Annotated in this window: 17 protein-coding genes; 10 read left to right on the top strand and 7 right to left on the bottom strand. The window is 52.3% G+C overall.

Annotated features, from left to right (window positions below; genetic code table 11):
• Nucleotides 1-52: 52 nt before the first annotated feature.
• Both I0P70_RS11595 and I0P70_RS11590 read right to left on the bottom strand, forming a co-directional pair.
• Nucleotides 53-2,608 (bottom strand): family 20 glycosylhydrolase, encoded by a 2,556-nt coding sequence (locus I0P70_RS11595; RefSeq protein ID WP_196117905.1) that lies wholly within the window; start codon nt 2,606-2,608, stop codon nt 53-55.
• A 433-nt stretch (nt 2,609-3,041) separates the two neighbouring features.
• Nucleotides 3,042-4,013: an aldo/keto reductase gene (locus I0P70_RS11590; RefSeq protein ID WP_196117903.1), complete on the bottom strand. Its 972-nt coding sequence runs from the start codon at nt 4,011-4,013 to the stop codon at nt 3,042-3,044.
• 143 nt (nt 4,014-4,156) lie between these two features.
• Here I0P70_RS11590 and I0P70_RS11585 point away from each other — a divergent pair, with 143 nt between their 5' ends.
• Nucleotides 4,157-5,311 carry a serine hydrolase gene (locus I0P70_RS11585; protein WP_230392140.1) on the top strand — a complete coding sequence of 385 codons (1,155 nt, stop codon included), beginning with the start codon at nt 4,157-4,159 and terminating at the stop codon, nt 5,309-5,311.
• An 18-nt stretch (nt 5,312-5,329) separates the two neighbouring features.
• Here the strand turns inward: I0P70_RS11585 and I0P70_RS11580 are convergent, their stop codons facing one another.
• A complete protein-coding gene (locus I0P70_RS11580; RefSeq protein ID WP_196117901.1) occupies nt 5,330-7,882 on the bottom strand; it encodes a PAS domain-containing sensor histidine kinase in 2,553 nt (850 codons plus the stop codon).
• A gap of 440 nt (nt 7,883-8,322) precedes the next feature.
• Here I0P70_RS11580 and I0P70_RS11575 point away from each other — a divergent pair, with 440 nt between their 5' ends.
• The 3 genes from I0P70_RS11575 to I0P70_RS11565 all read left to right on the top strand — a co-directional run bounded on the left by I0P70_RS11575 (nt 8,323) and on the right by I0P70_RS11565 (nt 12,167).
• Nucleotides 8,323-9,717, top strand: a complete 1,395-nt coding sequence (locus tag I0P70_RS11575; protein WP_196117899.1) for an MATE family efflux transporter — start codon at nt 8,323-8,325, stop codon at nt 9,715-9,717.
• Nucleotides 9,718-9,863: 146 nt separating this feature from the next.
• Nucleotides 9,864-11,534 (top strand): mechanosensitive ion channel family protein, encoded by a 1,671-nt coding sequence (locus I0P70_RS11570; protein ID WP_196117897.1) that lies wholly within the window; start codon nt 9,864-9,866, stop codon nt 11,532-11,534.
• A gap of 183 nt (nt 11,535-11,717) precedes the next feature.
• A complete protein-coding gene (locus tag I0P70_RS11565) occupies nt 11,718-12,167 on the top strand; it encodes a hypothetical protein (protein ID WP_196117895.1) in 450 nt (149 codons plus the stop codon).
• 49 nt (nt 12,168-12,216) lie between these two features.
• On the opposite strand, the gene I0P70_RS11560 is transcribed toward I0P70_RS11565, so the two are convergent.
• Together I0P70_RS11560 and arsB are read right to left on the bottom strand one after the other, a co-directional pair.
• Entirely contained in the window at nt 12,217-12,903 is a 687-nt protein-coding gene (locus I0P70_RS11560; RefSeq protein ID WP_196117894.1) for a hypothetical protein, read from the bottom strand.
• Nucleotides 12,904-13,089: 186 nt separating this feature from the next.
• On the bottom strand, nt 13,090-14,133 hold the full coding sequence (arsB, locus tag I0P70_RS11555; protein WP_196117892.1) for an ACR3 family arsenite efflux transporter: 1,044 nt from the start codon (nt 14,131-14,133) through the stop codon (nt 13,090-13,092).
• A gap of 294 nt (nt 14,134-14,427) precedes the next feature.
• Here arsB and I0P70_RS11550 point away from each other — a divergent pair, with 294 nt between their 5' ends.
• Nucleotides 14,428-14,691, top strand: coding sequence for a hypothetical protein (locus I0P70_RS11550; RefSeq protein ID WP_196117890.1), 264 nt, complete (start codon nt 14,428-14,430; stop codon nt 14,689-14,691).
• 2 nt (nt 14,692-14,693) lie between these two features.
• Here the strand turns inward: I0P70_RS11550 and I0P70_RS11545 are convergent, their stop codons facing one another.
• Both I0P70_RS11545 and I0P70_RS11540 read right to left on the bottom strand, forming a co-directional pair.
• Nucleotides 14,694-15,386 (bottom strand): hypothetical protein, encoded by a 693-nt coding sequence (locus tag I0P70_RS11545; RefSeq protein ID WP_196117888.1) that lies wholly within the window; start codon nt 15,384-15,386, stop codon nt 14,694-14,696.
• A 108-nt stretch (nt 15,387-15,494) separates the two neighbouring features.
• Complete coding sequence (locus tag I0P70_RS11540) at nt 15,495-16,517, bottom strand: zinc-binding dehydrogenase (protein WP_196117886.1); 1,023 nt, start codon at nt 16,515-16,517, stop codon at nt 15,495-15,497.
• Between the two features lie 78 nt (nt 16,518-16,595).
• Between I0P70_RS11540 and I0P70_RS11535 the strand changes: the two genes are divergently transcribed.
• The 5 genes from I0P70_RS11535 (at nt 16,596) to I0P70_RS11515 (ending at nt 24,549) form a co-directional block, all read left to right on the top strand.
• A complete protein-coding gene (locus I0P70_RS11535) occupies nt 16,596-17,189 on the top strand; it encodes an ExbD/TolR family protein (RefSeq protein ID WP_370583205.1) in 594 nt (197 codons plus the stop codon).
• 115 nt (nt 17,190-17,304) lie between these two features.
• Nucleotides 17,305-17,877, top strand: a complete 573-nt coding sequence (locus I0P70_RS11530) for an RNA polymerase sigma factor (protein WP_196117884.1) — start codon at nt 17,305-17,307, stop codon at nt 17,875-17,877.
• Nucleotides 17,864-18,601 (top strand): carboxypeptidase-like regulatory domain-containing protein, encoded by a 738-nt coding sequence (locus I0P70_RS11525; RefSeq protein WP_196117882.1) that lies wholly within the window; start codon nt 17,864-17,866, stop codon nt 18,599-18,601. Before I0P70_RS11530 ends, I0P70_RS11525 begins: the two co-directional genes overlap by 14 nt.
• 235 nt (nt 18,602-18,836) lie before the next feature.
• Nucleotides 18,837-20,399, top strand: a complete 1,563-nt coding sequence (locus I0P70_RS11520; protein ID WP_230392139.1) for a GAF domain-containing protein — start codon at nt 18,837-18,839, stop codon at nt 20,397-20,399.
• A 34-nt stretch (nt 20,400-20,433) separates the two neighbouring features.
• Nucleotides 20,434-24,549 carry a chemotaxis protein CheB gene (locus I0P70_RS11515; protein ID WP_196117870.1) on the top strand — a complete coding sequence of 1,372 codons (4,116 nt, stop codon included), beginning with the start codon at nt 20,434-20,436 and terminating at the stop codon, nt 24,547-24,549.
• The last annotated feature ends 35 nt before the right edge of the window (nt 24,550-24,584 follow it).

The raw sequence follows: 24,584 nt of genomic DNA, 5'->3' as shown, positions 1-24,584 counted from the left end.
ACCTGACAGACCTTTTAAGCGATCTTCTCTATTAGCAAAAAAGGCTATACAATCAGCTCACCTTGTTCACCACCGTCACTACGCGGCCAGATCTTCCAGCTGGTGAAAACACTTTGAGTTTGATCTCCCCTTTTTCGCTGATCGGGCCGTTGTATACCGGACTCTTTTCGCTTGGCTCCGAGCCGTCGGTGGTATAGCGGATGGTGAAGCCAGGCAGCTGCACATTGGCCAGTACTTTCCCGTTTTCGACCACTGCTCCGGCCGTAGGTATACGGTACTGGAAGCCGCCGGCATAGTGGCTCAAACGCGGAAGCTCCCGCTTGCCCAGCACATTCACAAAAGCTGACCATGCCTGGTTGTAGGCTGCTTCGGCTTTGGCAGCATCCGGCTCGGTGGCCCAGGTGGGATCAGGTGCCCAGGCTCTCTCGGCCAGGCCTAGCAGTTTTGGCAGCAGCATGTACTCCAGTCGTTCCGGGGTTTTGATCATCTCCGACCAAAGCGGCGCCTGCAGCCCCACAATATTCGACCGGCCAATGGCAGTCAGTCGTTCTTTTCCTTTGAAGACTACCGCAGGGTTGATCGGATCGTTATTGGTGTCCACCTTCTGGTTCTTCATGTAGTCAAAGGGGATGAAGTAGAATGGCTTGTCCAGATCGAGGTAGCCGGCCCAGTACAAGCCGGGCTCTTCGTAGGCTTTCTGGTAAGTCAGGTCCAGGTATAGGTTAGAGGCATTGGTGAGCACGACTTTATAACCGGCATTCGCCATGCGGTAGGCCAGATCCTCAGCGCCCCACAGGTTGTTCCAGACATCCACATGAAAGTTCTTACGCTTGAAATCCTGGTTGGGCACATACACGTTCTTTCCGTTCTGCAGCACCCTTGTCAAACCGATTTCTTCCCAACCCGACAGGTATAGCTTACGGGCATTCAGCATGCCGTTTACTTTGCCGAAGTAGTAGTCCCACAGATCATATTTGCCTTTCACATCCGGATTGGCCGCCATGAAAGCCTTTACGGCAGGAGACTTTTCCCATACGCCATTGGGCACTTCGTCGCCACCCATGTGAATGGTCTGGATTGGGGCGCCGGCTTCCTGGTACATGGCCAGGATCTCGTCCACCACTTTTTCGAGGAAGGTATAGGTAGAAGGCAGCGCCACATTGATCACGTTATCGTTCCAGTTCTGCACCGAGCGGTACACCGACTGGTCTTCCAGGTCGCGGAGCAGGTAGCGTTTCGCTTCCTCGGGTTTGCCCTCCTGCATCAGGCGGGCATAGCGGGCGTCCATCGATTTAATCGCGGCCCGGGCATGCCCCGGTGTTTCTATTTCAGGAATCACCTTGATGTGGCGGGCAGTGGCATACTTCAGAATCTGGATAAAGTCGGCTTTGGTATAGTGCCCGCTGCCGCTTGTTTTATTTGCATCCGGACCGGAGCCCAGCGATGGCTGCAGATGATTCTTTTCGTCCAGGGTATGTCCGCGTCTGCCGCCCACTTCGGTCAGTTCCGGCAAACCGGGAATTTCCAGGCGCCAGCCTTCGTCATCATTCAAGTGAAAGTGCAGCACATTCAGCTTGTAGAGCGCCATCAGGTCGAGCACCTTCAGCACCTGTTCCTTCGACTGAAAGTTGCGGGACACATCCATCATAAAGGCCCGGTGCCCGAATCGCGGTGCATCCGACACACGCACACCAGGCAATGAAACAGCATTCTGGTTTTTAGTCAGTGCCGCCGCCGGTATCAGCGTCTTCAGTGATTGAATTCCGTAGAAAGCACCAGCCGGTGTGGTCGCGGAGATCACCACTTCCTGCGGACTCACCCGCAGTTCGTAGGCTTCCGGTCCCAGCCCTTTCTTCTGCTGCAGCCGGACCGCCTTGCCCGTACCCAGCATGCTGATCACCGGCTTCTTGCCGAAAACAGTCCCGAAGTGGTCTGCCAGCAAGTCAGCCTCCTGCAAGAAAGCAGCATCTGTTACGATAGGCACTGTAGTGGTCATGATAAAAGGCTGGCCGGTTTCGTGGTAGACAGCCGGTGTCGGAAATACCTTGGTCAGCTTTTCTTCCGGGATGTCGCTAATCACCTTGTTCTGTGCATAGACGTCTTTCACCTGCAGCCAGTTTACCCAAGGCTGGTCGGGCTTTTTGGCGCTGATCGGTGCCGTGGCATAGCCCTTCGACTTGTCATGATCCCAAACCAGGTAAAAGCCATGCGGAGTCCTGGAGTCGTTCACGACTTGTCCACCCGAAACCAATTCGATGTGCTGCGAAGCCCCCGGCGCCAGCTCTTTAAAAGCGGCCGTCGGTACCAGGTAACGCAGGTCGCCATTCACATGCTCTACCTTGACAGGAGCATTTTCTTCCTTGGGTTTGAGGGCAGGAAAAGAATGGAAATACAGGGTCCAGCCGTTTGCAGGCAAAGGGGCATTTCCGGTATTGGTGAGGGTGAGGACGGCCAGCGTCTGTGGCTTGTCCTGGTACTTTCCGTCTGTTACTTCATAGCTTAGCTGAAGCTTCTTCGGGTCAAATTGGCTCTTGACTTCCTGCGCAAATGAAGTCACATACAAAAGGGCAAAGAAGGCGCATATAACTGCTGCCAGGTACTTTTTCATATTCACTAAAAAATCAGGCGTGTCGATCTAAGCTGAAATATAGTACAAAATGTGTAGAACTTCAGCCTTTGGCAGGGGCAAGAGGGTAAGATTAATGTGAAGACACTGATTTTACCCTCTTGCCTATCTATGCAGTCGGGCTTCTTTAATACAGTGTGATTTTCTTCTACACTTTTTGTCATTCTGTAAGGATCCTGGTAGAGGATAGCATAGGCTTATCGCCCCTCTAACCAAGCTTCTTAACAGAATGACAATAATTTTCTAGTCTTTATTCTTTGAATTTAACCCCGCTAACTTGATGAAAAGACTGTTCTATACCTTCTGTCTTGTCACACTTAAGGATCTTGGTCGCAAGTGGCATAGGCTTATCACCCCTCTAACCAAGATCCTTACAGGATGACAAAAAACACAAGTAAAATTTGTCCTTCTACCCCTACTGCGACCACTCCGTAGGTTTCCGGTCCCAGCGGTGTGATTGGAGCTGCTCCAGCAAATTGTCCGGCAAGCCTTTGCCGTCGCTGGCCTGCAGGTTGGCTTGCACGTGGTGGGCTTTGCGCATACCAGGTATGGTGGTGCTCACGTCCGGGTTGCTCAGGATAAAGCGCAGCGCCATCTCCGCCATCGTCATACCGGCAGGTATAAGCGGCTTCAGTCGGTCGGCATGGTCCACACTGGCTTTCAGATTTTCGGGCACAAAGTAGCTGCTTCGCCAGTCGTCTGCGGGGAAAGTGGTCTCTGTTGTGAAAGTGCCGGTGAGGGTACCTTCGTCGAAGGGTACGCGTGCGATAGTGGCGATATCTAGTTCGCGGCAAAGCGGGAAGAGTTCGTCTTCGGGCGCTTGGTCAAAAATGTTGTAGATGACCTGCACGCTGCTGATGTGGCCGGTGCGCAGGGTCTGGAGCACATTGTCCGGCTCCCAGCGGTTTACACTCACACCCATGTGCTGAATTTTGCCGTCTGCCTTCAGCTTCTCCACCGCACGCTGCCATTCTTCCTGCTCTGCCCAGCTGTCTTCCCAGACATGAAACTGCTGCAGGTCGATCGTCTCCACCCCCAGGTTCTGAAGGCTTTTTTCGGTATAGGAAATGATGTGGTCGGCAGGGAAACAGTCTTCCAGTTTATAGGATGCTTTCGACGGCCACTTCATGTTCTTAGGCGGAATCTTGGTCGCCACATACAGCCGCTTATCGGAATTACGTTTGAGCAGACGACCCAGTATCTGTTCGCTTTTGCCTTTGCCGTAGCCCCAGGCTGTATCAAAAAAGTTGCAGCCGCCCTCCACGGCCAGGTCCAGCGAGCGGTCTGACTGCTGGTCATCCGAACCGGTCCAGCCGGCCATACCCCACATGCCGTATCCTATTTCACTCACTTGCCAGCCTGTGCGGCCAAATCTTCTGTACTCCATACCTTGCTATTTCTAAGTTCTCAATTCTGCCTTCATACTGCTGTAAATATACAAGAGTTGTCACCCTTTCTTCCTGATTCTATGAGACAAATACTATATTCCGGGATAGATGCTTATCTTAGACTTCTTAAAAGCCACACACCATGAAGACAATGCTGAAAAACCTTTGGAAGAAAGCCTCGCTCACAACCCTAGCTGTTGTTGCCTTCACCCTGTCCGGCCAGGCACAGGATGGAAAAACCGAATCGGACATACAGGCTATCATGCAGCAGCATGACATGGTAGGGTTGTCGGTTGCCGTCGTAAAAAAGGGGGAAATCATCTACACCAAATCCTTTGGCCTGAAGGATGTTGAAAGCCAGACACCACTCACCAACAATGACATTTTCAGGATCGCTTCCATCTCCAAGTCCTTTACCGTCACGGCCCTGATGCAATTGGTAGAAGCGGGAAAGCTCTCGCTGGATGATGATGTGAGTAAGCTGGTCGGTTTTAAAGTGCGAAATCCGAAGTACCCGGACAAGGTCATTACGCTGCGGATGATGCTGTCGCATACCTCCAGCATCAACGATAGCGAGGGTTACTTTACCCTTGACACCATCGACCCTGCCAAAAATCCGAACTGGGCTGCCTGCTACAACGACTATGAACCTGGCACAAGCTATGAGTACTGCAACCTGGGTTTCAACATGGCTGGCACCATACTGGAAAAACTGTCCGGCGAGCGATTTGACCAGTACGTGAAGCGGCACATTCTGAACCCACTTGGGCTGTACGGCGGCTACCAGGTAGACTCCCTGGACGCCAGCCGCTTTGTGACGCTTTATGAATACAAGTCTGATTCCAACAGCTTTTCGCCGTCTCCGTCGGCCTATGCCCCACGTCGGGAGGAAATAAACAAATACAGAATGGGCTATACCACCCCCATCTTTTCACCCACCGGTGGCATGAAAATGTCGGCTCCCGACCTGGCCAGGTATATGACCATGCATATGAACCAAGGCAGTTACAAGGGTACCCGGATCATCTCTAAGAAGAGTGCCAGACAAATGCAGGCGAAGATTGCCGACAACGGCTACGGACTGGCGCTGAAAACAGAAAGCAAGCTGATACCCGGCCAGGCCATGGTGGGGCACACCGGCAATGCCTACGGACTCTACAGCGCCATGTTCTTTCAGCCAAAAGAGCAGTTTGGCTTTGTGGTGATCACCAACGGAACCAGCGCCCCTGAAGTGAATGAGTATAACCTGGCGCTTGCTGAAGTACTCAATAGCCTGTACAATAATTTCATTAAGTAATGGGCTTTTAAAGCAGCCTTATGAAAGCAGTGCTTCAGCCGGAATGATGAACCGGAAAGTAGTGCCCACCTGCACCTGGCTTTCCACAGTTACCTTCCAGCCCATAGCCTCCGTATGCGCTTTGAGCAGGAACAAACCAACTCCGCGACCCTTGATATTCTTGTGGAATCGTTCATAAAGCTTAAACACTTTGTCAGCTGCTTTGCGGGTGTCAAAGCCCTGGCCGTTATCAGCAAATGTAAGCTCCAGCTCGCCGGTTGGGGTTTTCTCAGCTGACAGCGTGATTTGTAAGTTCCGGTCCAATGAGCGGAACTTGATGGCATTGGAAAGCAATCCGTAGTATATGCTGAACAAATAAGTCCTGACTGCACGCACCTTGATAGCCGGGTCCACCTCCAGCACGACTTCAGCGCCGATCTGCTGCAGCATTTCTTCAAATTTTTCCCGTACCTGCTCAAACAGCCAGACCAGGCTGATCTGCTCCAGCTCCAGTACATCGTCCCGCTCCCTTACCGAAAGCACGGTATTGACATCACGCAGCACCGTGTCGATCTGTTCTATGCTGGTTTGCAGGTACGCCCTGATCGCAGCATAATTGCCAGAAGATGTATCAGTTGCATGAAGCAAGTGCACCAGCCCGAGCGCATTTGCCACCGGTGCCCTCAGATTGTGAGATACGATGTAAGTAAACTCCTGCAGGTCCTTGTTCTGCTGGTAAAGGTGCTGTGAAAGTTGCAGCAGGTTCGCCTCCGCTTCTTTTTGTAGTGTGATATCCCGCTGCACAGCGATAAACCGCGTGACGTTACCGGCATCATCCAGGATTGGAGTGATATCCATCGAAACCCAGAACCTGTCTCCCGACTTCCGGTAGTTGATGAGTCTGGCGCTGAAGTGTGACGCTTCCTGCAGTCCCTTCCTGATCTGCTGCACGGCATCCGGATCGGTGTCGGGACCTTGCATTATCTCTCCCGGCTTCTTATCCTGCATTTCATCCAGGGTATAGCCTGTGATGCGGGTAAAGCCTTCATTCACCCACTCAGTCCGTCCGGTGGCGTCTGTGATCACGACCCCGTTGTCTGTCTGGCTGGCTACCAGCGACAGCTTTTCTACTTCCTTTAAGGCCAGTACTTTATCAGTAACGTCAGAGAAGTAAATGGCCAGGCCTTCGTCTGAAGGGAATGCCTTTACCTCCAACCACTTACCCGGTCGCTCAGAGTAAGCCTCAAAATGCACACTCTCACCGGTTTCCATGGCATGGCGGTACTGCCTGTAAAAGTGTCCTTCGGTGTCAAACTCAGAATGCTCATGTAGTTTTGTTCCCACTATTTCCTGCTCTGTAGCACCTACAATCCGCTCAAACTCGCTGTTCACAGACGTAAAGTGCCACTCCTTGTCCAGGGTGAAAAAGGCATCCGTGATGCTTTCGAAAATAGTATTCAGTTTTTTGGCTTGCCGCTCGATGGTTTCAAAAGAGCGGACAATCGGGGTGATGTCTTTAGCGATAGTCTGGGCTCCGATCACCCGGTCACCTGCCGGCACTGGAAACTTTACCGTATCCAGGACCATGGTCTGCGCTCCCTTTGGTTTAAGCTCCAGGTCGTAGCGCAGGGTGCTGCCCAGCAGTGCCTCCTGCAGCGACCGCGCATTAACCGCAGCCATGTCTGGCGGAAGCAACTCCGTGAGTGATCTTCCGACCACCGAGTCTGCCACTGTGCCAAATGTCTCACGGAAGGCCTGGTTCACCTCTGTCACCACACCGAGCCTGTTCTCAAACAGCACGATGTCCGGATTATTTTCAAACAGGGCTTTGTAACGCTGCTCACTTTCCTCCAGTCGCAGTCTGCCGTGTTTACGCTCGGTGATATCGCGGGAGCTGACCACAAAGCTACCCATGGCACTATTGCCGACCTGGTTGCTGACGATGGCCTCTACCCAGCGCCAGTTCCCTGTAGCGTCACGTACCCGGAAGTCCTGCATCCGCAGCAACTCGAGCTTAGCCGCCAGCTTCCAGGATCTTCGTACAGCAGGCAGATCATCGGGGTGAATGTAGCCACAGGAATTGCCGCACAGGAGGTCCCCCACTTCGTAGCCCAGTATGCGTTTGAATGCATTATTGGCAAACAGGAAATTTCCATCCTCATCGAGGAGAGCCAGCATGTCAGAACCATGTTCTATGAGCGTTCTGTAGAAGGTTTCCTTCTCCTCCACTTTCCGGCGAAGATTGTACTCCACTGAGATATCGGTGGCAGTGCAGTAAATGAGACCATCCTCCTCAGAAAGCGTAGCTGTCCAGAGCAGAGGAACATCGTGGCCATCCTGATGCAGGTAGCGGTTTTCAAAATGGAGAATGTTGAAATTGAGTTTGAGCTGCCTGGATGCCTGAACGGTGACTTCCTGATCCTCGGGGTGTACAAAGGAGGTAAAAGACTTTCCCTCTATCTCATGCTGATCGTAGCCCAGAATTCGTTTGCAGGCTTCACTTACTTTGATAAAAACACCACTTGAATCAATGACGCAAAGTAGATCATGCGAGTACCTGACAAGTTTTTCATTAAAATCGGCTTCGTTCATAACATTCTATAGATAAAGCAACAGCTAGCAGCTGCCAGTGGGAAGTAAACAATAACATGAAGCCTTATCTTTCTAAAATTCAGCCATATGCAATTGCACCAATTTTTATTGGATTAAAGTTAAAACAATATATATAAATACAACTAATTTAGCAACTTAGCCGGGTGGATTAGTTCGGTTTCACGCCCTTAATTGCACTAAATTTCCCATAAAAAGAACTTGTATTCATTATTGGCAACATGCTTCCCAAAGCTCAGCAGACTTGTGACTTTGGCTTGTCTTATGCTGCGCTGCCTTTCCCATCAGCAGCACAGCATTAAACTCGTTGAAGTACATAAGCAGACTGAAAGCAAAAGCGGGTAGAAAAATGAGGTAGGGCTAAACTTGCATGGTACCTTCCTACGTAACTTGCGGAGCGTCCCATACCTGCTCCTACCTCCATGCAAAACACCAAAGACTTTTTGCGACTTGTCTGGTCTGCCATAAAAGGCACGGAGCATGACTATACCACACTGGGTATCCGGACGAGTATCGTGCTGCTGGCCGTTCCCATGATCCTGGAAATGGTGATGGAGTCGCTTTTCGCGGTGGTCGACATCTTCTTTGTGGGCAGACTGGGATCCAAAGCTCTGGCTACGGTAGGGCTAAGCGAAACGGTGCTGATGATCATCTACTCGATTGGTATGGGCGTGAGCATTGCTGCCACAGCTATGGTCTCGCGTCGCATCGGTGAGAAGAACTACCAGGAGGCCGCCAACGTAACCTTTCAGCTGCTCGTGACAGGCACGGTGCTGGCGCTGGCCATGGGATTTTTGGCCACCTGGTATGCCGCCGAACTGCTGGCCCTGCTGGGTGCCGAGGCTGACGTCATCGAGTACGGCCTGCGCTATGCCCAGATCGTTTTTGCCGGTAACCTGGCTATCATCCTGCTTTTTCTGATCAATGGTGTCTTTCGGGGGGCCGGTTTGCCACACCTGGCTATGCGCTCCCTCTGGATCGCGAACGGCATTAACATCGTGCTGGACCCGCTCCTGATCTTCGGTATCGGCAACTTTGAGGGCTGGGGGCTGGAAGGGGCTGCCTGGGCTACGACCATAGGCCGTAGTGTGGGGGTGGTCTACCAGTTCTACCACCTGCTCAATGGGCGGCACCTGCTCAGGCTCGGTCGCCGGAACCTGGTCATCAGCCTGGCCATGATCTGGCGCATCCTCAAAGTGTCCTCGGGCGGTATGGGCCAGTACCTGATCGACTCCGCCAGCTGGATCTTCCTGACCCGCATCATAGCTGAGTTCGGGAGCAATACCCTGGCCGGCTATACCGTTGCCTTCCGCATTATTATGTTTGCACTGCTGCCTGCCTGGGGCCTGTCCTCTGCGGCTGCCACCCTGGTCGGCCAGAACCTTGGGGCCAAGAAAGCTATGCGGGCTGAGCTGTCTGTCTGGCTCACGGCCCGGTATAATGTCATTTTCATGGCAGCTGTCACTGTATTCTTTCTGCTCTTCGGGGAGTCCATCGCGGGCATCTTTGCGCATGACGAAGAGGTGGTTAGTGTGGCCTCAGAAGCACTCCGCATCATCACGCTAGGCTATGTCTTTTTTGGCTTGGGTATGGTGATGGTACAGGCCTTCAACGGTGCCGGCGATACCCGCACCCCCTCCATCATCAACGTGGTGGTGCTCTGGCTGCTGGAGATTCCGCTCGCCTACCTCCTGGCCATCACCCTGGGATTTGGTGCAACCGGCGTTTTCTTCGCCATTGCTTTTTGCCATTCATTCCATGCCCTGGTGAGCTGGTGGCTCTTCCGCCGCGGCACCTGGAAGAAAGTACAGGTATAGCGCATCCCTGGCACCATCAAGCCAGACACAAATTGCACTTCATACAACTCCTGAAAAGCTTAGCCGTTATTGCAGGAAGTAACAGAAGTTAGTCACAAAGACGTGTCCCATGAGACTACCTTCAGGAGCCACATACGTTAACAACCATGTTTTCTGCAATTTACAGTTACGCGCTATCTCACCTTCTCTTGCGGCACCCTTTCGCGCTATGGCTTGTCCTGAGCCTGACACTTGCCATACCTGCCACCTCGCATGCACAGGAAACTGCACAAGATACGGTGGAGGCGGTAGTACCTGAGTGGCCGGAAGATTCGCTGGGAAGGCGCACGCCGCGGGGTACTGTAGTGGGTTTTATCCGGGCGGTGGCAGATGAGGACTACACCAAAGCTGCCCTATACCTGAACCTCAACACACCGGAAGGCACGATCAAGGATGGCGCTGCTACAGCACAGGCCCTGCAACGCCTGCTGGACCAGCGCAGTAAGACCCTTCCCCGCTCCTGGATCAGCGACACACCCGAAGGCGATCTGGAAGACAACCTGCCACCCGACAAGGAAAGAGTCGGCACTGCCGAGGTAGCTAATGAAACCTTCGACCTGCTCCTCGAAAAAACACAGGGACCGGCTGGAGGTCCCATCTGGCTGGTCGCCTCCGAGACCATCAGCAAAGTACCCCTGCAGATCGAAGCGCCAAAAACTGCTGTTGTGGAAAGTGTGTTGCCCGAATACCTCACTGAAACCAGATGGGGCGGGGTACCTGCCGGGCACTGGCTGGCCATGCTCCTGATTGCGGTCATAGCCTACCTAATTGCCTGGGGGATTACGGCCTCGCTCACTTTTGTCATCAACTATGTCTGGCGCAAAACGAAGGATGAGCCCACCTACGGTTTCATCCGGGCTTTCTCTTTACCGGTCAGGCTATACCTGGCTGCCCTGATCCTGGTGGTGTTGAGCCAGCGGCTGGGTATTTCGTTTGTGGTGCGGCAGCGCTTCAGTGAGTTTACCATCATCGTGGGGCTGGTGGCTGTGATCCTGCTGCTCTGGCGACTGGTCGACGCGATCACCAATTTCAGCCAACGGCGGCTTGTGCAGAAGAACAACATGTCCGGGATTTCGATCGTGCTGTTCTTGCGCCGCGGTGCCAAGATCGCGCTGCTGGTATTCGGCATTATCTTCATCCTCGACACGCTGGGATTTGACGTGACCACTGGTCTGGCAGCACTCGGTATAGGTGGTATCGCCCTGGCATTGGGTGCTCAGAAAACGGTAGAGAACTTTGTCGGGAGCGTGACCCTGATCGCTGACCAGCCCATCCGTGTAGGCGACTTCTGCAAAGTAGGTGACACGACAGGCACCGTAGAGCAGATCGGCATGCGCTCTACCCGCCTGCGCACGACGGAACGCACCGTCGTGACTATTCCGAACGGAGACTTTTCTTCCCAGAAGATTGAGAACTTCGCCCACCGCGACCGCTTCCTCTTTGCCCCGGTGCTGCGCCTGCGTTACGACACCACGCCGGCCCAGATACAGGCCGTGTTACGAGCCCTCCGGGAAACACTCACGGCCCATCCCAAAATAGACAAGGCCAGCGCCCGCGTCCGTCTCACCGAGATCACCTCAGATGCACTCAAGGTCGAGGTCTTCTCCTACGTCCTGACCAGCGATTTTAATGAGCAACTCGAGATCAAGGAAGGCTTGCTTCTGAGTATGATGGATGCCGTGAATACCAAAGGCAAAGGCTTCGCTCTGCCTGTGCAGCAACTGCTGGTAAGCCAGGATGGTACAGGTATGGGGGATGCGAAGGAGAAGCCATTATAACACTGCAAGCGGGACAAATAAAACAGATAAACCAGATTTAGCTGTGAGCTCTGGCATTAATTCCAAATATTGCACTAACTTACCTTATAGCAAATATTGCATCCTCTTGCCATGCAGCATATACTTAGTAATCAATAGGAACCACAGGCTCCTGAACGCGTAGCATAACTAACAGCTCTGCCTATGATCAACAGTTTACAAACAGAGAAATTACACCAGGACGAGTCCCTAAGCATTGAGGTCGATCGCAAGCTGAACCTCCTCTTCACCCGCTGGCTACGGCATCCCTCCAGCGAAGAGTTCAGGCGCTCGCTTACACTGGCTTCTGACTATATCTGTAATCTGGAGTGCCGCTACTGGCTCAGTGATGCGCGAAAGCTTTATTACATGGAGCTCGCAGACCAGAACTGGCTGGTGAGCACCATGATTCCAAAAATAAATCCCTACGTCGCCCGCTTTGCCCGCGTCATGACAGAAGAGGGCTTGTCGATGCTGGACATGCAACGCATCAAGGACAAGATCGAAGATGAGCAAAAGATAGTAGAAGCCAATACCCGGGTGGAGATGTTTCTGGATGCAGAAAGCGCAACAGAATGGCTGCTCCAGCATCACGACTCCAATAGCCGGGTTTAAGCCTCGGGCAGGCAATCTACCGCTCCCTTTTCAAACAGCGCTTGTGTGCCTATTCCGCTGCAGTCTGATACGGGAAGGCTTCCAGCTCTTTTGCAATAGAGGTGAGTGCTGCCATGCCCATACGCTCTGATTCAGACTCCAGCAGGTCCAGGTGCATCCAGGTAAACTTTTTAGTTGATTTCCAGAGATTGCGGATGGGCTGCTCCTCGTTTGGCACTATGCTCTCACCTGAGGCAATCACTTCTCCATGCTCCTTCAGATAATAACGCACGATCAGATTAGTCGGACGAGGTGTGATCACTTCCTGTGCGCTGGTCATGTGCATGAACAGCAAAAACACCGTACTGCCCTTGTTCTCGTACAGGAACTGGCCAGGTAGCTGTTGCAGCTCCACCACCAGCTGACGATCTCCAAGGACATGCTGTAGGTTAAGCTTCTGGGCTGCCTGGTGCATACCCCTTTGTACATGAACCGCTGTGCTGCCTGGGTCCAGCTCGCAGGATATAGTGGAGTTCCAGCCCCAGTAGACTATGGCAGGTATAAACGAATTCTCCAGTTTTAAATAATTGCTTTTCTGGGCAGCGGGAGGAGCCTGCACGATCAGCCAGTCGCTCTGCTGTACTTGCTCCGGGCGCTCGGTCTTTGGCTTTTGTTCTACAAACTGGGCATATTTGCTTGTGCTGACACAGCTCGTCAAAGATAGCCCGGCAAGAAGCAGGGTGTAAAGTTGTTTCATAAATAGTGCTTGAGTGAAGGTGCTAATATATAGCATCTAACACAACTTATTGCACGCTGAATGGAAGATTTCCAATACAATTTTTTTGGGGATTCGCACTTTCAATTCTGCCTGTGAACCAAACCTTCTAGCACCCCTCCCCACAAAGCTTCTCAATCGGTGCACGAAACCACGTATACAGGACTGCTAGTACTTGTTCTTATTCGCAAAAGCTACCAGCGAGAGCATCACCGGCACCTCTACCAGCACCCCTACCACGCACACAAGCGCCGCTGGACTATCCAGACCGAAGAGGGCGATGGCTACCGCTACGGCTAATTCAAAAAAATTGCTGGCTCCGATCATAGCAGCTGGTGCACACACGGCATGGACCAGCTTTAATTTGCGACCGCTGTACCAGGTCAGGAAAAACACGAAATAGGTCTGCAGGATCAGCGGGATGGCGATGAAAACAATGATGAGCGGATTATTAAGAAGGTTGACTCCCTGAAAAGCAAAAAGCAGGATCAGCGTGAGCAACAGCGCGAGCACGCTCATGGGCTTAAGGCGGGGCAGAAATTCCCGTGTAAACCAGGCCTCCCCTTTCGATTTGATCAGGGTGCGGCTCGTCAGAAAACCTGCGACCAGCGGCACTACTACGTAAATGATGATACTCAGAAACAGTGTGTCGTAAGGCACAGTTACGTTGGTGATGCCCAGCAGCAGCCCCACGATCGGCACAAAAGCTACCAGGATGATCAGGTCGTTGACCGATACCTGCATCAGGGTATAGTTCGGGTCGCCATCGCTCAGGTAGGACCACACAAACACCATAGCCGTACAGGGCGCAGCACCCAGAATAATGGCCCCGGCAATGTACTCCCCGGCCAACTCAGGCGTAATGAAGGCGGAATAAAGATTGGAAAAGAATAGCCAGGCGAAGAAGGCCATGGTAAAAGGTTTGATCAGCCAATTCATGACTACAGTGAGCACAATGCCTGTTGGTTTGCGCCCGATGCGCTTGAGGCTCGTAAAATCGATCTGCAGCATCATCGGGTAGATCATCAGCCAGATCAGGATGGCAATCGGAATGTTCACCTGGTATACCTCCATGCGACTGAGCACCTCCATCTGGTCACCGGCCAGGTAGCCGATCAGCGTCCCTCCTACGATACAGAGTATCACCCAGATGGTAAGGTATTTCTCAAAAAAGGCAATCTGCTTTTTGGGTTGTTTTGTTGCTTGCGCCATGGTACAGCCGATTTAGTATCTGTTATTCACATCGCAATATTACGATAAATTCATTTAGAACCAAAACCAGAATAGCTTGTAGTTGCCTTCACCAAAAGCGGTATGCGTATGGCATCTATCGATGATTCTTTATGGAAGTTCAAGATCATATAGCTGGAGGCTTTAATTTCTTGAAGGAATCGCCTTAATTAAAGAAATCAAATTTTCGGATATAGTGCATTCATAATCATCTGGCTGCGCTATCCAGCTTTTGATTACTTCTAATTTCAACTTTTAGCCAAAGTTTCGATTACCATGATCATCAGTACTATCCTTACGCTGGTTGGCCTCTTGGGCACACTGGCCATAGTAGCCTATTTGCGCCAGGTAGAAGACGCCATAGAAGAATTGCAGGGACAACTCGAGGAGCCTGTCTGCCCTGTTTGTCATATCCCGCACTCACCGAAGCGAGCGGAACAATTGCATACAGGCAGACTGAGCCAGCTCAGCAGCTATTACAAGCGCAGAAAGGTCGCAGCCCGCAAACTGTACAGATCACGTAGCAGCATAGAGCGATAGGCTTATCCGAGCAGTACTTTGGAGGTGTGTTTGATATTGCGCCAGAACAAGTGGCTGAAAATGGCCTGGAAAAGAGGTGTGGGAACATGCTCTTCATCGAGCTGCAATGTCGCCAGCAGTCGCATGACTTCCTGCAGTTTCTTCAGCTGCCCTGGCTCGTTCATGTGATTGAGCTCCTCTTTGCCAAAAAGGAAAGCGTTGTCCAGCCGGTCGTCGGTGCGCTCGATGTAGTCCATTACCTCGTATACCCTAGCTGAAAGCTCCGGCAGGATGGTATCGGCGGCTACGCGGTCAAATTTCCAGAGATCCGGCACGATGGGCGCACCCAATTGCTGGCTGCGTCTGATGTCTGACAGGCGCTTATACAGCAGAAGCGCCAGTACAATGTTACTGCCACTTTCAGAGGTATGGCTTAGTTCGTTCAAAAGGTGAATCGCCTGCTGCACGGTACCAAAGACATGCTCCACTACCTGCTGTTCCGGCTCCTGCCACTTGCTCATGTGCACCAGGTCATCCGTTACGTAAAAATAAGCAGGGTTCTGAAACACGGCCTCCTCTACGGCATGCACCATGGCCTCCAGGCTGGAAGCAGACTGCAGTAAATGGTTGAAGCAAATAAAATAGGCGATTTGATGCGCGGTCATGGGCACCTGCTGAAAGCGAAGTGTCATTTTGATGGCTTCAGGGATATTCATACAGGAGGCCCTTTGATGGTTAAAGATTCACTCTTTCTGACAGGTATGCTTCAAAGGTAACACATTAATTTCCAGTCACCCAATACCCAAAAGTGGGTATTTTCACCCTCACACCGCCACGACTACTTTGCCTACTGACCTGCCCTGCTGAAACAGCCGGATGGCCTCGTGCATTTCGTCGAAGGCATACACATGACCCACGTGCTGGGGCGCAAGCTGGAGTTGCTGCAGCCCCTGCAGTAATTCATGCATCATATCCGTCTGCTCGTACAGGTAGATCAGGTTAAAACCCATGAGGGATTTGTTTTCGGTTGGCAGCTTGAGGGGATCTATTTTCGGACGGCGCAGGTACTTCCAGATCAGGCGCGGATAGTTCGGTTTGCTGCCATGGCTGCTGAACGAGGCATTGCCATACACCACCATGCGTCCCATCGGTGCCAGCGCCTTCCAGCCTAACTCCAATATGCGTCCGCCGATGCATTCCATTATCAGTTGCAGGGGGCGACCATCGAGACTGTGCATCAGCTTGTCATAGAAATCCCTGTCCCGCAGGATCACATCCCCGTAGTGCTCGTGCTTGCGCAAAAACTCCACTTTGCCTGGCTGCCCCACCGTACCAATGGTATAGGCACCTATTTTCTGACAGATGCGGTTAGCCAGTATACCTACCCCGCCCGCTGCACTGTGAATCAGCACATTCATACCTGGCTTCAGGTTGCCAAGTTCGGTAAGGGCATAATAGGCCGTAAGTCCCTGTACCAGAAAACCGGCTCCCTCCTCAAAGCTCCAGCTATCGGGCAATGGCAGCACATAGCGGTGGTGGCTGTTGATGTGCGAGACGTAGCCTCCAAACCTGGTCACTCCCATCACCCGGTCCCCGATCTGCCAGTCGCCCGCCTCCTCGCCCACAGCTACAATTTCGCCCGCAAACTCCAGCCCAGGTATAAACGAACCGCTGGGGGTGGCACTGTAAAGGCCCTGCATGGCAAAGACATCGGCAAAGTTGAGTCCAATGGCACGCACCTGCACGCATACCTCATCGTGGGCAGGTGATTCAAGCGACTCATGGCGTAGCTCGAGGTTGCGGATGGAGCCAGCCCGCGACATGCGGTATACCTGTCGATCGATCATAGCGCTGATTTATGTTTACCACTGCTTACGACAGAAGGCAACTGCTGTGAATTTTTTTGTGAAATAAATTGAGTCTCCGTGTGGAATCCAGGGCCTCGGTTCATCTACTATACAAATGCGGCAGAAGGCCTGCCCGCATCCACAACCACAAACGGAAAGGACAAGATCATGGCACAGGTACAGGAAAAACAAAACCCGGCAAAAGGCAACAGAAAACGTGCACGCAACAATGGCTTTCACCTGGATATGACCCCCATGGTGGACCTGGCCTTTCTGCTGCTGACATTCTTTATGCTCACGACCACATTTGCCAGGCTCCAGACCATGGAGATCAACATGCCTGTCACAACTGGCCCTAACACACCTATACCTGGCAAAAACGCACTGAACATTGTGCTCGATGAAGCAGACAAGGTATACTACTTCTTTGGCTTCCCTGGTGATGAGCCAGAGGTAAAGCAGACAGACTTTTCAGCTACCGGAATCCGGCAGGTGCTGCTGGCCGAGCAGGTAAAAAGTAACCCCAACATGGTGGTGCTGGTGAAAGCAACGGAAAGCTCCCGCTTTAAAAATATGGTGGATGTGCTGGACGAGCTCAAAATAACCGACACCCGCAAATATGCCTTGGTGGAGTTACAGGAAGAAGACAAGGCCTTATTGGCCTCCCGATAAGCAAAATCCCTGCTGCTCTATGGGGCAGCAGGGATTTTATAAATTCATTTCAATAGAAGCATGGTACATTCAACTATATTTATTTTATTGAATATACTTTAACACAGCATCGCTTATGTTTTTAAAGTTCTTCTCAAAATCGCGTTCCACTGATGACCTGGAGCTGGTGCGGCAGTATCGCCGTTCCGGTGACCTGGACGTGATCGGGAAACTTTTTGAGCGGCACACCGAGATGGTATACCTGATCTGCCTGCGTTACCTGGAGGATGAAGAAGAAAGTAAAGACGCCACGATGCAGGTGTTCGAGCAACTAATTGTGGCACTGAAACGGCATGAGGTAAGTAACTTCAAATCGTGGCTGCACTCGCTCACCAAAAACCACTGCCTGCAACTGCTGCGAACAGGCCGACTGAAAGATAAAGTAAGCCAGGCCCTGCCACGCGAGCACCACACCCTGCCACAGGACGAAGCCACACAAGCAGAACTGGACTGGCAGGCGCTCGAACACGGGCTGGTACACCTGCCTGCTGAGCAGCGCACCTGCATCGAGTTGTTTTACCTGCAACAGAAGAGCTATCGCGAGATAGAGGAAATCACGGGCTGTGACCTCAAGCAGGTAAAAAGTTACATACAGAACGGCCGCCGTAACCTTAGAATTTACATTGAGAAAAACCATGCGCAACGATAAAATACAGATAAGCGAATGGGGACTGGAGGAACACCCCTCCACTGAGCTGCTGCGGCAATACGAGGAAGGCACGCTGCCGCCGGCTACCAACTATGAACTGGAGAAGCACCTGCTCGATTGTGAGATGTGCGAAGACATACTGACAGGCATGTCGCTTTCAGACCGGGACCGTACCCGACAGTCCCGCTACCGCATTTGGCAGCGGGTCCGCACCCGCTTGCGACGCAAGCACCGCCCGCGTGCCCTGCACGGCCTCGCGGACTGGCGTGTGGCCCTGGGCCTGCTGATGATGTTCTGTTCACTTGGCCTTATTCTATTCTACCATTACACCCGCACAGCCGCTCAGGAAAAAGCAGCCATGCAGGCAGCCGAAATCCTGCCGCCTAGTCCGGAGGAACTGCTGGCCCGCACAATAGACGCTGCGCTTGTCCTGGACATTCCGGCACCTCCTGCCAACAGCCACCTGGAGAACAGCAGAGCGCAGGCGGAGTACAGTCTCCAAGGGCGGGTACTGGATACAGGAGGCCAAGGTATAAGGCAGGCAACCGTGCAGGTACAGGGCAGCCCCTGGCAGACCAGCAGCGACGAACAAGGGTTTTTCAGGCTTACGCTGGATGCCGGCAGCTATACCTTGCTCGTGAGTAGTGCAGGCTATGCTACCCAGACCTTCAGCGTCAAAAGCCCGGACAAAGCAGTGCGCCTGCTTCTGGAAAAGAAAAAATAGCTTTTATGGCCGCACCAGTATTTATACTGAAACGTTTAGGATGATTTCCGAGCACCGATTCTCATCAAAACAATCTGAAAGGTCACCTGTTGCACACCAATAAAGTATTTTATTTCATGCTTTTAGGGTAAAAACACTTAAATTACAGCCTGATATACTTTGCCAAAAACATACAGCTCACCTTTTTTTATTGTACTGTATCCCTTTTTTACCCCTGGCAGAGTCCTCGCATACTATGGAAAATAAAGCACCTGTGCTGCAACCCGGCAGTGAAAAAAATTATGATTCTGAATTCTGCGGCAGCATTCCGCTTCACCAGATCAACCTGATACAACCGCACGGCCTGCTGCTTGTTCTGGACAAGACCCTCCGGATCAGGCAAGTAAGCGAAAACTGCACAGAACTGCTTGGAATTGCACCCGATGCGATCCTTGAAAAGCCGCTGGCAGACTTTGTACAAGAAAAAGAGCTCGAAGACCTGCAACTGAAACTGACACGTGAGCAGGCCTCTCAACATGAGCAGGTCGACATCCCTTCGTCTCTCACTTTCAATACAGCAGGGCAAAGCAAAGTTTTCACCGTCACTGCCCATCCGGAAGCAGAACAGATCCTGCTGGAGATGGAGCCGGCGCAAAGTGAAGAAGACAAATCTTTTCTGGCCTTTTTCCAGCAGATCAAATACATCACATCGCGTATCAAGCAGGCTGATACGACCGAGGCGATCGCGCAGGCGGTGGCAGACGAGTTCAAGCACTTTACGGGCTTTGACCGGGTACTGGTCTACCGCTTCGACCACATGTGGAATGGCACCGTGATCGGGCAGGCCAAAACAGAAGACATGAGTGATTTGCTGGGGCTCCGGTTTCCGGCTTCCGATGTGCCCAAGCAGGCACGCGACCTCTACTTCCGCAACCCCTACCGGCTTATACCTGCACGCGCCTATACACCTGTTCGCCTCCACCCTATCCTTAACCCTATTACCAGGCGCTTTACGGATCTGACCAGCTGCAACCTGCGCAGTGTGGCGGGCGTGCACCTGGAGTATATGGGCAATATGGGCATTTCGGCCTCCATGTCAGTACCACTTATTATGGAGGGCAAACTGTGGGGCCTGATCTCCTGCCATCACAAAACCCCGAAATACCCAAGCTACCAGGAGCGCACGGCCATGGAGCTATTGTCGACTATAGCGGCAGTACGCCTGGGTGCCTATGAGAAAGAGCAGCGCGCGTCCGTACAGTCACACATGCGCGGACAGTATGCCGGTATGCTGGAGCAGCTCTTTAAGAGTGACTTTTTTACAGATGCCCTGCTACAGGGCCAGCCAAACCTGCTGGAGCTGTTGTCACTGGATGGCGCAGCTATACTGTATGAAGGCAATGTACACACCATGGGGCAAACCCCACCTGTGCAGAAAATAAAAGAGCTGGCCTCCTGGTTGCGACGCAACAGCTCCGATAAAACATACGTAACCAATTCGCTCCCCCAGGTCTATCCCAATAGCAAAGATTATAAGGACACGGCAAGCGGATTGCTGGCTTTGGCCATTAATCCGGACCAGGGCGAGTATATTCTCTGCTTTCGGGGAGAGGTGCTGCAAACTGTCAACTGGAGCGGTAATCCTGATCAGGCTATCCGGATGGAACCGGACGGCAAAAGCTACCATCCCCGTAACTCGTTTGCGCTTTACCAGCAGACGGTGCAGCTCACCTCCCTCCCCTGGCAACAGGAAGAACTGGAGGCTGCAGAGGCGCTGCGTAGTGCTGTACTTAGCAAGATCATCCGAGAGAAGTACTAAGAGAATCTATTACCATTATTTCGGCTAAGACAGCATGTTGCAGCAAGCAAACAATAAGCAGGAGCAGAAAATAAGCCCAAAGCCTGCCGATCATTACCTGGTAGGAATCGGTGCATCAGCGGGAGGACTTGAGGCTATTCACAAGGTCTTTGACCATTTCCCTGGCAATTCCAGCTTCTCATTCGTCATCATACAGCACCTGTCGCCAGACCATAAAAGTCTGATGGCGGAGCTGCTGTCCAAGCATACCAGCATGCAGGTGCAGGAAGCGGAAGATCATGCGTTTACACGCCCGAACTGCGTTTACGTACTGCCCAGTGGCAAGCAGCTGAGTCTGCAGAACGGACGCCTGCGCCTGACTGAAAAGCCCCGCAACCGGGAGCCCAACTTTGCCGTGGATGCATTTTTTGAATCACTAGCCATCGACCGGGGGCCGTACGCGATTGGCGTTGTGCTGTCCGGTACCGGTACTGACGGCAGCAAGGGAGTTCGGGCTATCAAGCAGGCCGGCGGTCTGGTGGTGGTGCAGGATCCCGAGAGCGCCAAGTTCGATGGCATGCCCCGCAGCGCCATCGACACAGGAAGCGTGGACTTCGTATTGCCACCCGATCAGATTCCGCACGAGATCATGGAATACACCCGCCGCACCCCCTTGGTCCGGAACATTATCCAGAGCGGAAAGCAGCAGGATGATCCGGGCAGAGAGGAAGAAATACTCAACGAAATACTGGACCTAGTATGCACCCATACGCAGGTCAACTTCAGCCACTATAAGAAACCCACGCTAAACCGGCGCATTCAAAAGCGGATACAGACCCTGAAGCTTAAAACACTGCAGGAGTACCTCAATTACCTGCACGCCAACCCGGCCGAGATCAAAGTCCTTTGCCAGGATTTTTTCATCAATGTCACCAGCTTTTTCCGCGATCCGGATGCCTTTCAGCTCCTGGAGGAAAAGGTGATCCCGAAGATACTGGCGTCGAAGGAGGAAGGCGAACTCACCAAAGTATGGATTGCGGCCTGCAGCACAGGCGAAGAGGCCTATTCGCTGGCCATCCTCTTTCACGAGGCCTTTCACAAACTGGGTCGCCAACCCGATGTAAAGCTTTTTGCCACCGACATAGACCAGCAGGCCCTGCAGAAAGCGTCCAAAGGCACTTACCCTGCCAGTGTCATCCAGAAACACGTATCCGAAGAGCGCCTGCAGCGTTTCTTTCAGCTGAAGGGCAATAAATACACTGTAAGTGATGAGATCCGCAAGATGGTGATCTTTGCGCAGCACGATCTGCAGAAGGACCCTCCCTTCAGTAAGATCGATCTGATCACCTGCCGCAACATGCTCATCTACCTCAACCCCAGCCTGCAGCATAAAGTGCTTTCCCTGTTTCCATACGCCCTCAACATGGGCGGCTACCTGCTATTGGGTCCGAGCGAGCACATCGGAGACATGCAGGAGTACTTTGAGGAAGAAGACCGCAAATGGAAAATTTTCCGAAAAGTAAAAGACCGCAGCAGCCTGCAGCGCAGCTACGGCGTCACCGAATACCATACTTCCAGCATGCAGCAAAGCCAGGCCAGCCAGTTTAAGACGACACAGCTTAACCGCTATAATGAGGCATTTATGGATGCCCTGGCAGAAGACTTTAAAGTTACCGCCCTTTATGTTGACGCGAACTACCAGCTGCTGCACGGCATTGGTGACATCAACCGCTTTCTCAAGTTTCCGGATAAGCGCCTGCACTTCAACCTGATCAAGATGGTGCCGGAAGAGCTGGCAGTTGTGCTCAGCGTCAGCATACGCAAAGCGATCAAGACTAAAAAGAGTGTGGTAGGCCGGCAGGTGGCTGTGAAGTTCGGCAAGAAAGAGCGCCTGATCCATACTTCCGTGCGCCCCGTGACGCTCGAGAAAGGCCAGCCGCCACTCATACTCGTACTGTTGCAGGAAATGGGCGAAGTAAGTCCGCAACCTAAGTTAACGGATTCTCCGCATATATCGGACGCAGACTACTACCAGCAACTCACCACCCTGGAAACGGAACTGCGCGAAACCCGCGAAAGCTTGCAGATGACCGTGCAGGATCTGAGTACCACCAATGAGGAGCTGCAGTCGAGCAACGAGGAGCTGATGTCGAGCAATGAGGAGCTGCAGAGCTCCAACGAGGAAATGCAGTCACTCAACGAAGAGTTGCACACCGTCAATTCAGAACATCAGCTGAAGATTAAAGAGCTGCAGGAACTGAATGAGGACCTGGACAATTATTTCCGAAGCTCCAATGTGGGGCAGATCTTCGTGGACCATAACCTGGAAATCCGCAAGTATACCCCATCGGTGGAGCAGATCGTCAACATCATCGGGGGCGACATTGGAAGGCCGGTTTATCACCTGTCACACAACCTGAAGTATGCCCGACTCTTCGACGATATCCGGGATGTGAACAATACCTCACGGGAGATTGAACAGGAAGTGGAGACGGAGAATGGCCGTTATTTCCTGATGCGAATACTCCCCTACCTGAAGCGTGATGGGAACAAAGACGGCGTTGTGGTCAGCTTTGTGGATGTGACTACCCTCAAGACCCTGAGCAGTGTGGTGCAGGGGGTGCTCGACAGCTCGATCAACAGCATCATGGCCATGGAGACCATCCGCGACAACAAGAACCAGATCACAGACTTCACCTGGACCCTGCTCAACAAAAAAGCAGAAGAAATGCTGGGCGAATCGAGCGCAGACCTGCTGCACACAAGTGTGACAGCCACCATATCCGGCCTGCGCGATACCGGCCTGTTCAGAAAACTCTGCCATGTGGTGGAAACGGCCAAGCCGCTGCACATAGAGCAGCTGCTGAGCCTGAACGAGCAAAAAGCCTGGTTCGAGATAGCCGCCGTGAAAATGGGGAATGGCATTGCACTGACTATGGCTGATATCACAGACAAAAAGAACAGTGAAGAGCAGACGCTGGCAGCATACGAAGAGCTTAAAAGAGCAGAAGAAAACCTGACAGTGCTCAACAACAAACTCGAGCGCCTGGTAGAGGAACGCACCCATGAGCTGGCCAACAGCGAAGAGCGCTTCCGCCTGGTATCCATGGCCACCAACGACGTGGTATGGGACTGGAACCTGGCCTCTAACGAGATCTGGTGGAGTGACGGTTTGTATAAAATGCTGGGCTTCGACGAACAGGAAATGTCTGACGGCATGGAAGGCTGGTTCTCTAAACTACATCCTGACGACCGTCTGGAAGTGGAGCGCAGTGTCAACGATGCCATCAACAATGGCAAGAGACAGTGGAACGCGGAGTACCGTATCCAGCACAAGGAAGGAAATTATACCTACGTTTCGAACAGGGCCTACATCCTGTACAACGAGTACAACATGCCTTACCGGATGATCGGCTCATTCATTGACCTTTCGGACCTGAAACAGGCACAGGAGAAGTTGCAGCACACCAACGACCACCTGATGCGTGTGATCGACGATCTGGACACCTTTGTGTACACGGCCTCCCATGACCTGAAGTCACCGATTGCGAATATAGAGGGCTTAATGCTCGTACTGGAAGAGCAGATAAAGGAAGCGGAGCCACTCCCCGGCGAGCCCACAGACCCTCTGTTTGCCATGATCAAAGACTCCATCAGGCGCTTCAAAAATGTAATCCGCGACCTGACAGATATTGCCAAAGTGCAGCGGGATGTGGACGGTGAGTCAGAAGCCCTGGAGATTGAAACCGTGTATAATACCATTTTTGACGGACTAAGGGAAGAGGCAGAGCGAAAGCAGGCTATCATTGAAACTGACTTCTCTGAGGCACCCGATATCAGTTTCTCCAAAAAGAACTTGCACAGCATCCTGTACAACCTACTGAGCAACGCACTCAAGTATAGCTCTCCTGAGCGCAGGCCGCATGTCAGGATCAAAAGCAGCCGCAAAGGCAAAAAGCTTGTGCTGAGCATCGAGGACAACGGACTTGGTATCAGCAAGGACAGCCAGAGCAAAATGTTTACGCTCTTCAAGCGATTCCACTCCCACGTAGACGGCACTGGCATGGGCCTTTACATTGTAAAGCGGATCATGGATAATTTTGGCGGACAGGTGCAGGTGAAAAGTGAAACAGACAAAGGGACAACGTTCACACTGACATTTCCGCAGTAACAGAAGAATACGCCCTAAAAATTAAAAACAGATTA

Source organism: Pontibacter sp. FD36 (assembly GCF_015686655.1).
GTDB lineage: Bacteria > Bacteroidota > Bacteroidia > Cytophagales > Hymenobacteraceae > Pontibacter.
The sequence above is the reverse complement of the archived record's forward strand: the minus strand, read 5'-3'. Positions and strand labels throughout refer to the sequence as shown.

What these genes read in the sequence shown, in the direction of transcription:
- I0P70_RS11595 (WP_196117905.1), bottom strand. Translation starts at nt 2,608, where the DNA reads ATGAAAAAGTACCTGGCAGCAGTTATATGCGCCTTCTTTGCCCTTTTG.
- I0P70_RS11590 (WP_196117903.1), bottom strand. Translation starts at nt 4,013, where the DNA reads ATGGAGTACAGAAGATTTGGCCGCACAGGCTGGCAAGTGAGTGAAATA.
- I0P70_RS11585 (WP_230392140.1), top strand. Translation starts at nt 4,157, where the DNA reads ATGAAGACAATGCTGAAAAACCTTTGGAAGAAAGCCTCGCTCACAACC.
- I0P70_RS11580 (WP_196117901.1), bottom strand. Translation starts at nt 7,882, where the DNA reads ATGAACGAAGCCGATTTTAATGAAAAACTTGTCAGGTACTCGCATGAT.
- I0P70_RS11575 (WP_196117899.1), top strand. Translation starts at nt 8,323, where the DNA reads ATGCAAAACACCAAAGACTTTTTGCGACTTGTCTGGTCTGCCATAAAA.
- I0P70_RS11570 (WP_196117897.1), top strand. Translation starts at nt 9,864, where the DNA reads ATGTTTTCTGCAATTTACAGTTACGCGCTATCTCACCTTCTCTTGCGG.
- I0P70_RS11565 (WP_196117895.1), top strand. Translation starts at nt 11,718, where the DNA reads ATGATCAACAGTTTACAAACAGAGAAATTACACCAGGACGAGTCCCTA.
- I0P70_RS11560 (WP_196117894.1), bottom strand. Translation starts at nt 12,903, where the DNA reads ATGAAACAACTTTACACCCTGCTTCTTGCCGGGCTATCTTTGACGAGC.
- arsB (WP_196117892.1), bottom strand. Translation starts at nt 14,133, where the DNA reads ATGGCGCAAGCAACAAAACAACCCAAAAAGCAGATTGCCTTTTTTGAG.
- I0P70_RS11550 (WP_196117890.1), top strand. Translation starts at nt 14,428, where the DNA reads ATGATCATCAGTACTATCCTTACGCTGGTTGGCCTCTTGGGCACACTG.
- I0P70_RS11545 (WP_196117888.1), bottom strand. Translation starts at nt 15,386, where the DNA reads ATGAATATCCCTGAAGCCATCAAAATGACACTTCGCTTTCAGCAGGTG.
- I0P70_RS11540 (WP_196117886.1), bottom strand. Translation starts at nt 16,517, where the DNA reads ATGATCGATCGACAGGTATACCGCATGTCGCGGGCTGGCTCCATCCGC.
- I0P70_RS11530 (WP_196117884.1), top strand. Translation starts at nt 17,305, where the DNA reads ATGTTTTTAAAGTTCTTCTCAAAATCGCGTTCCACTGATGACCTGGAG.
- I0P70_RS11525 (WP_196117882.1), top strand. Translation starts at nt 17,864, where the DNA reads ATGCGCAACGATAAAATACAGATAAGCGAATGGGGACTGGAGGAACAC.
- I0P70_RS11520 (WP_230392139.1), top strand. Translation starts at nt 18,837, where the DNA reads ATGGAAAATAAAGCACCTGTGCTGCAACCCGGCAGTGAAAAAAATTAT.
- I0P70_RS11515 (WP_196117870.1), top strand. Translation starts at nt 20,434, where the DNA reads ATGTTGCAGCAAGCAAACAATAAGCAGGAGCAGAAAATAAGCCCAAAG.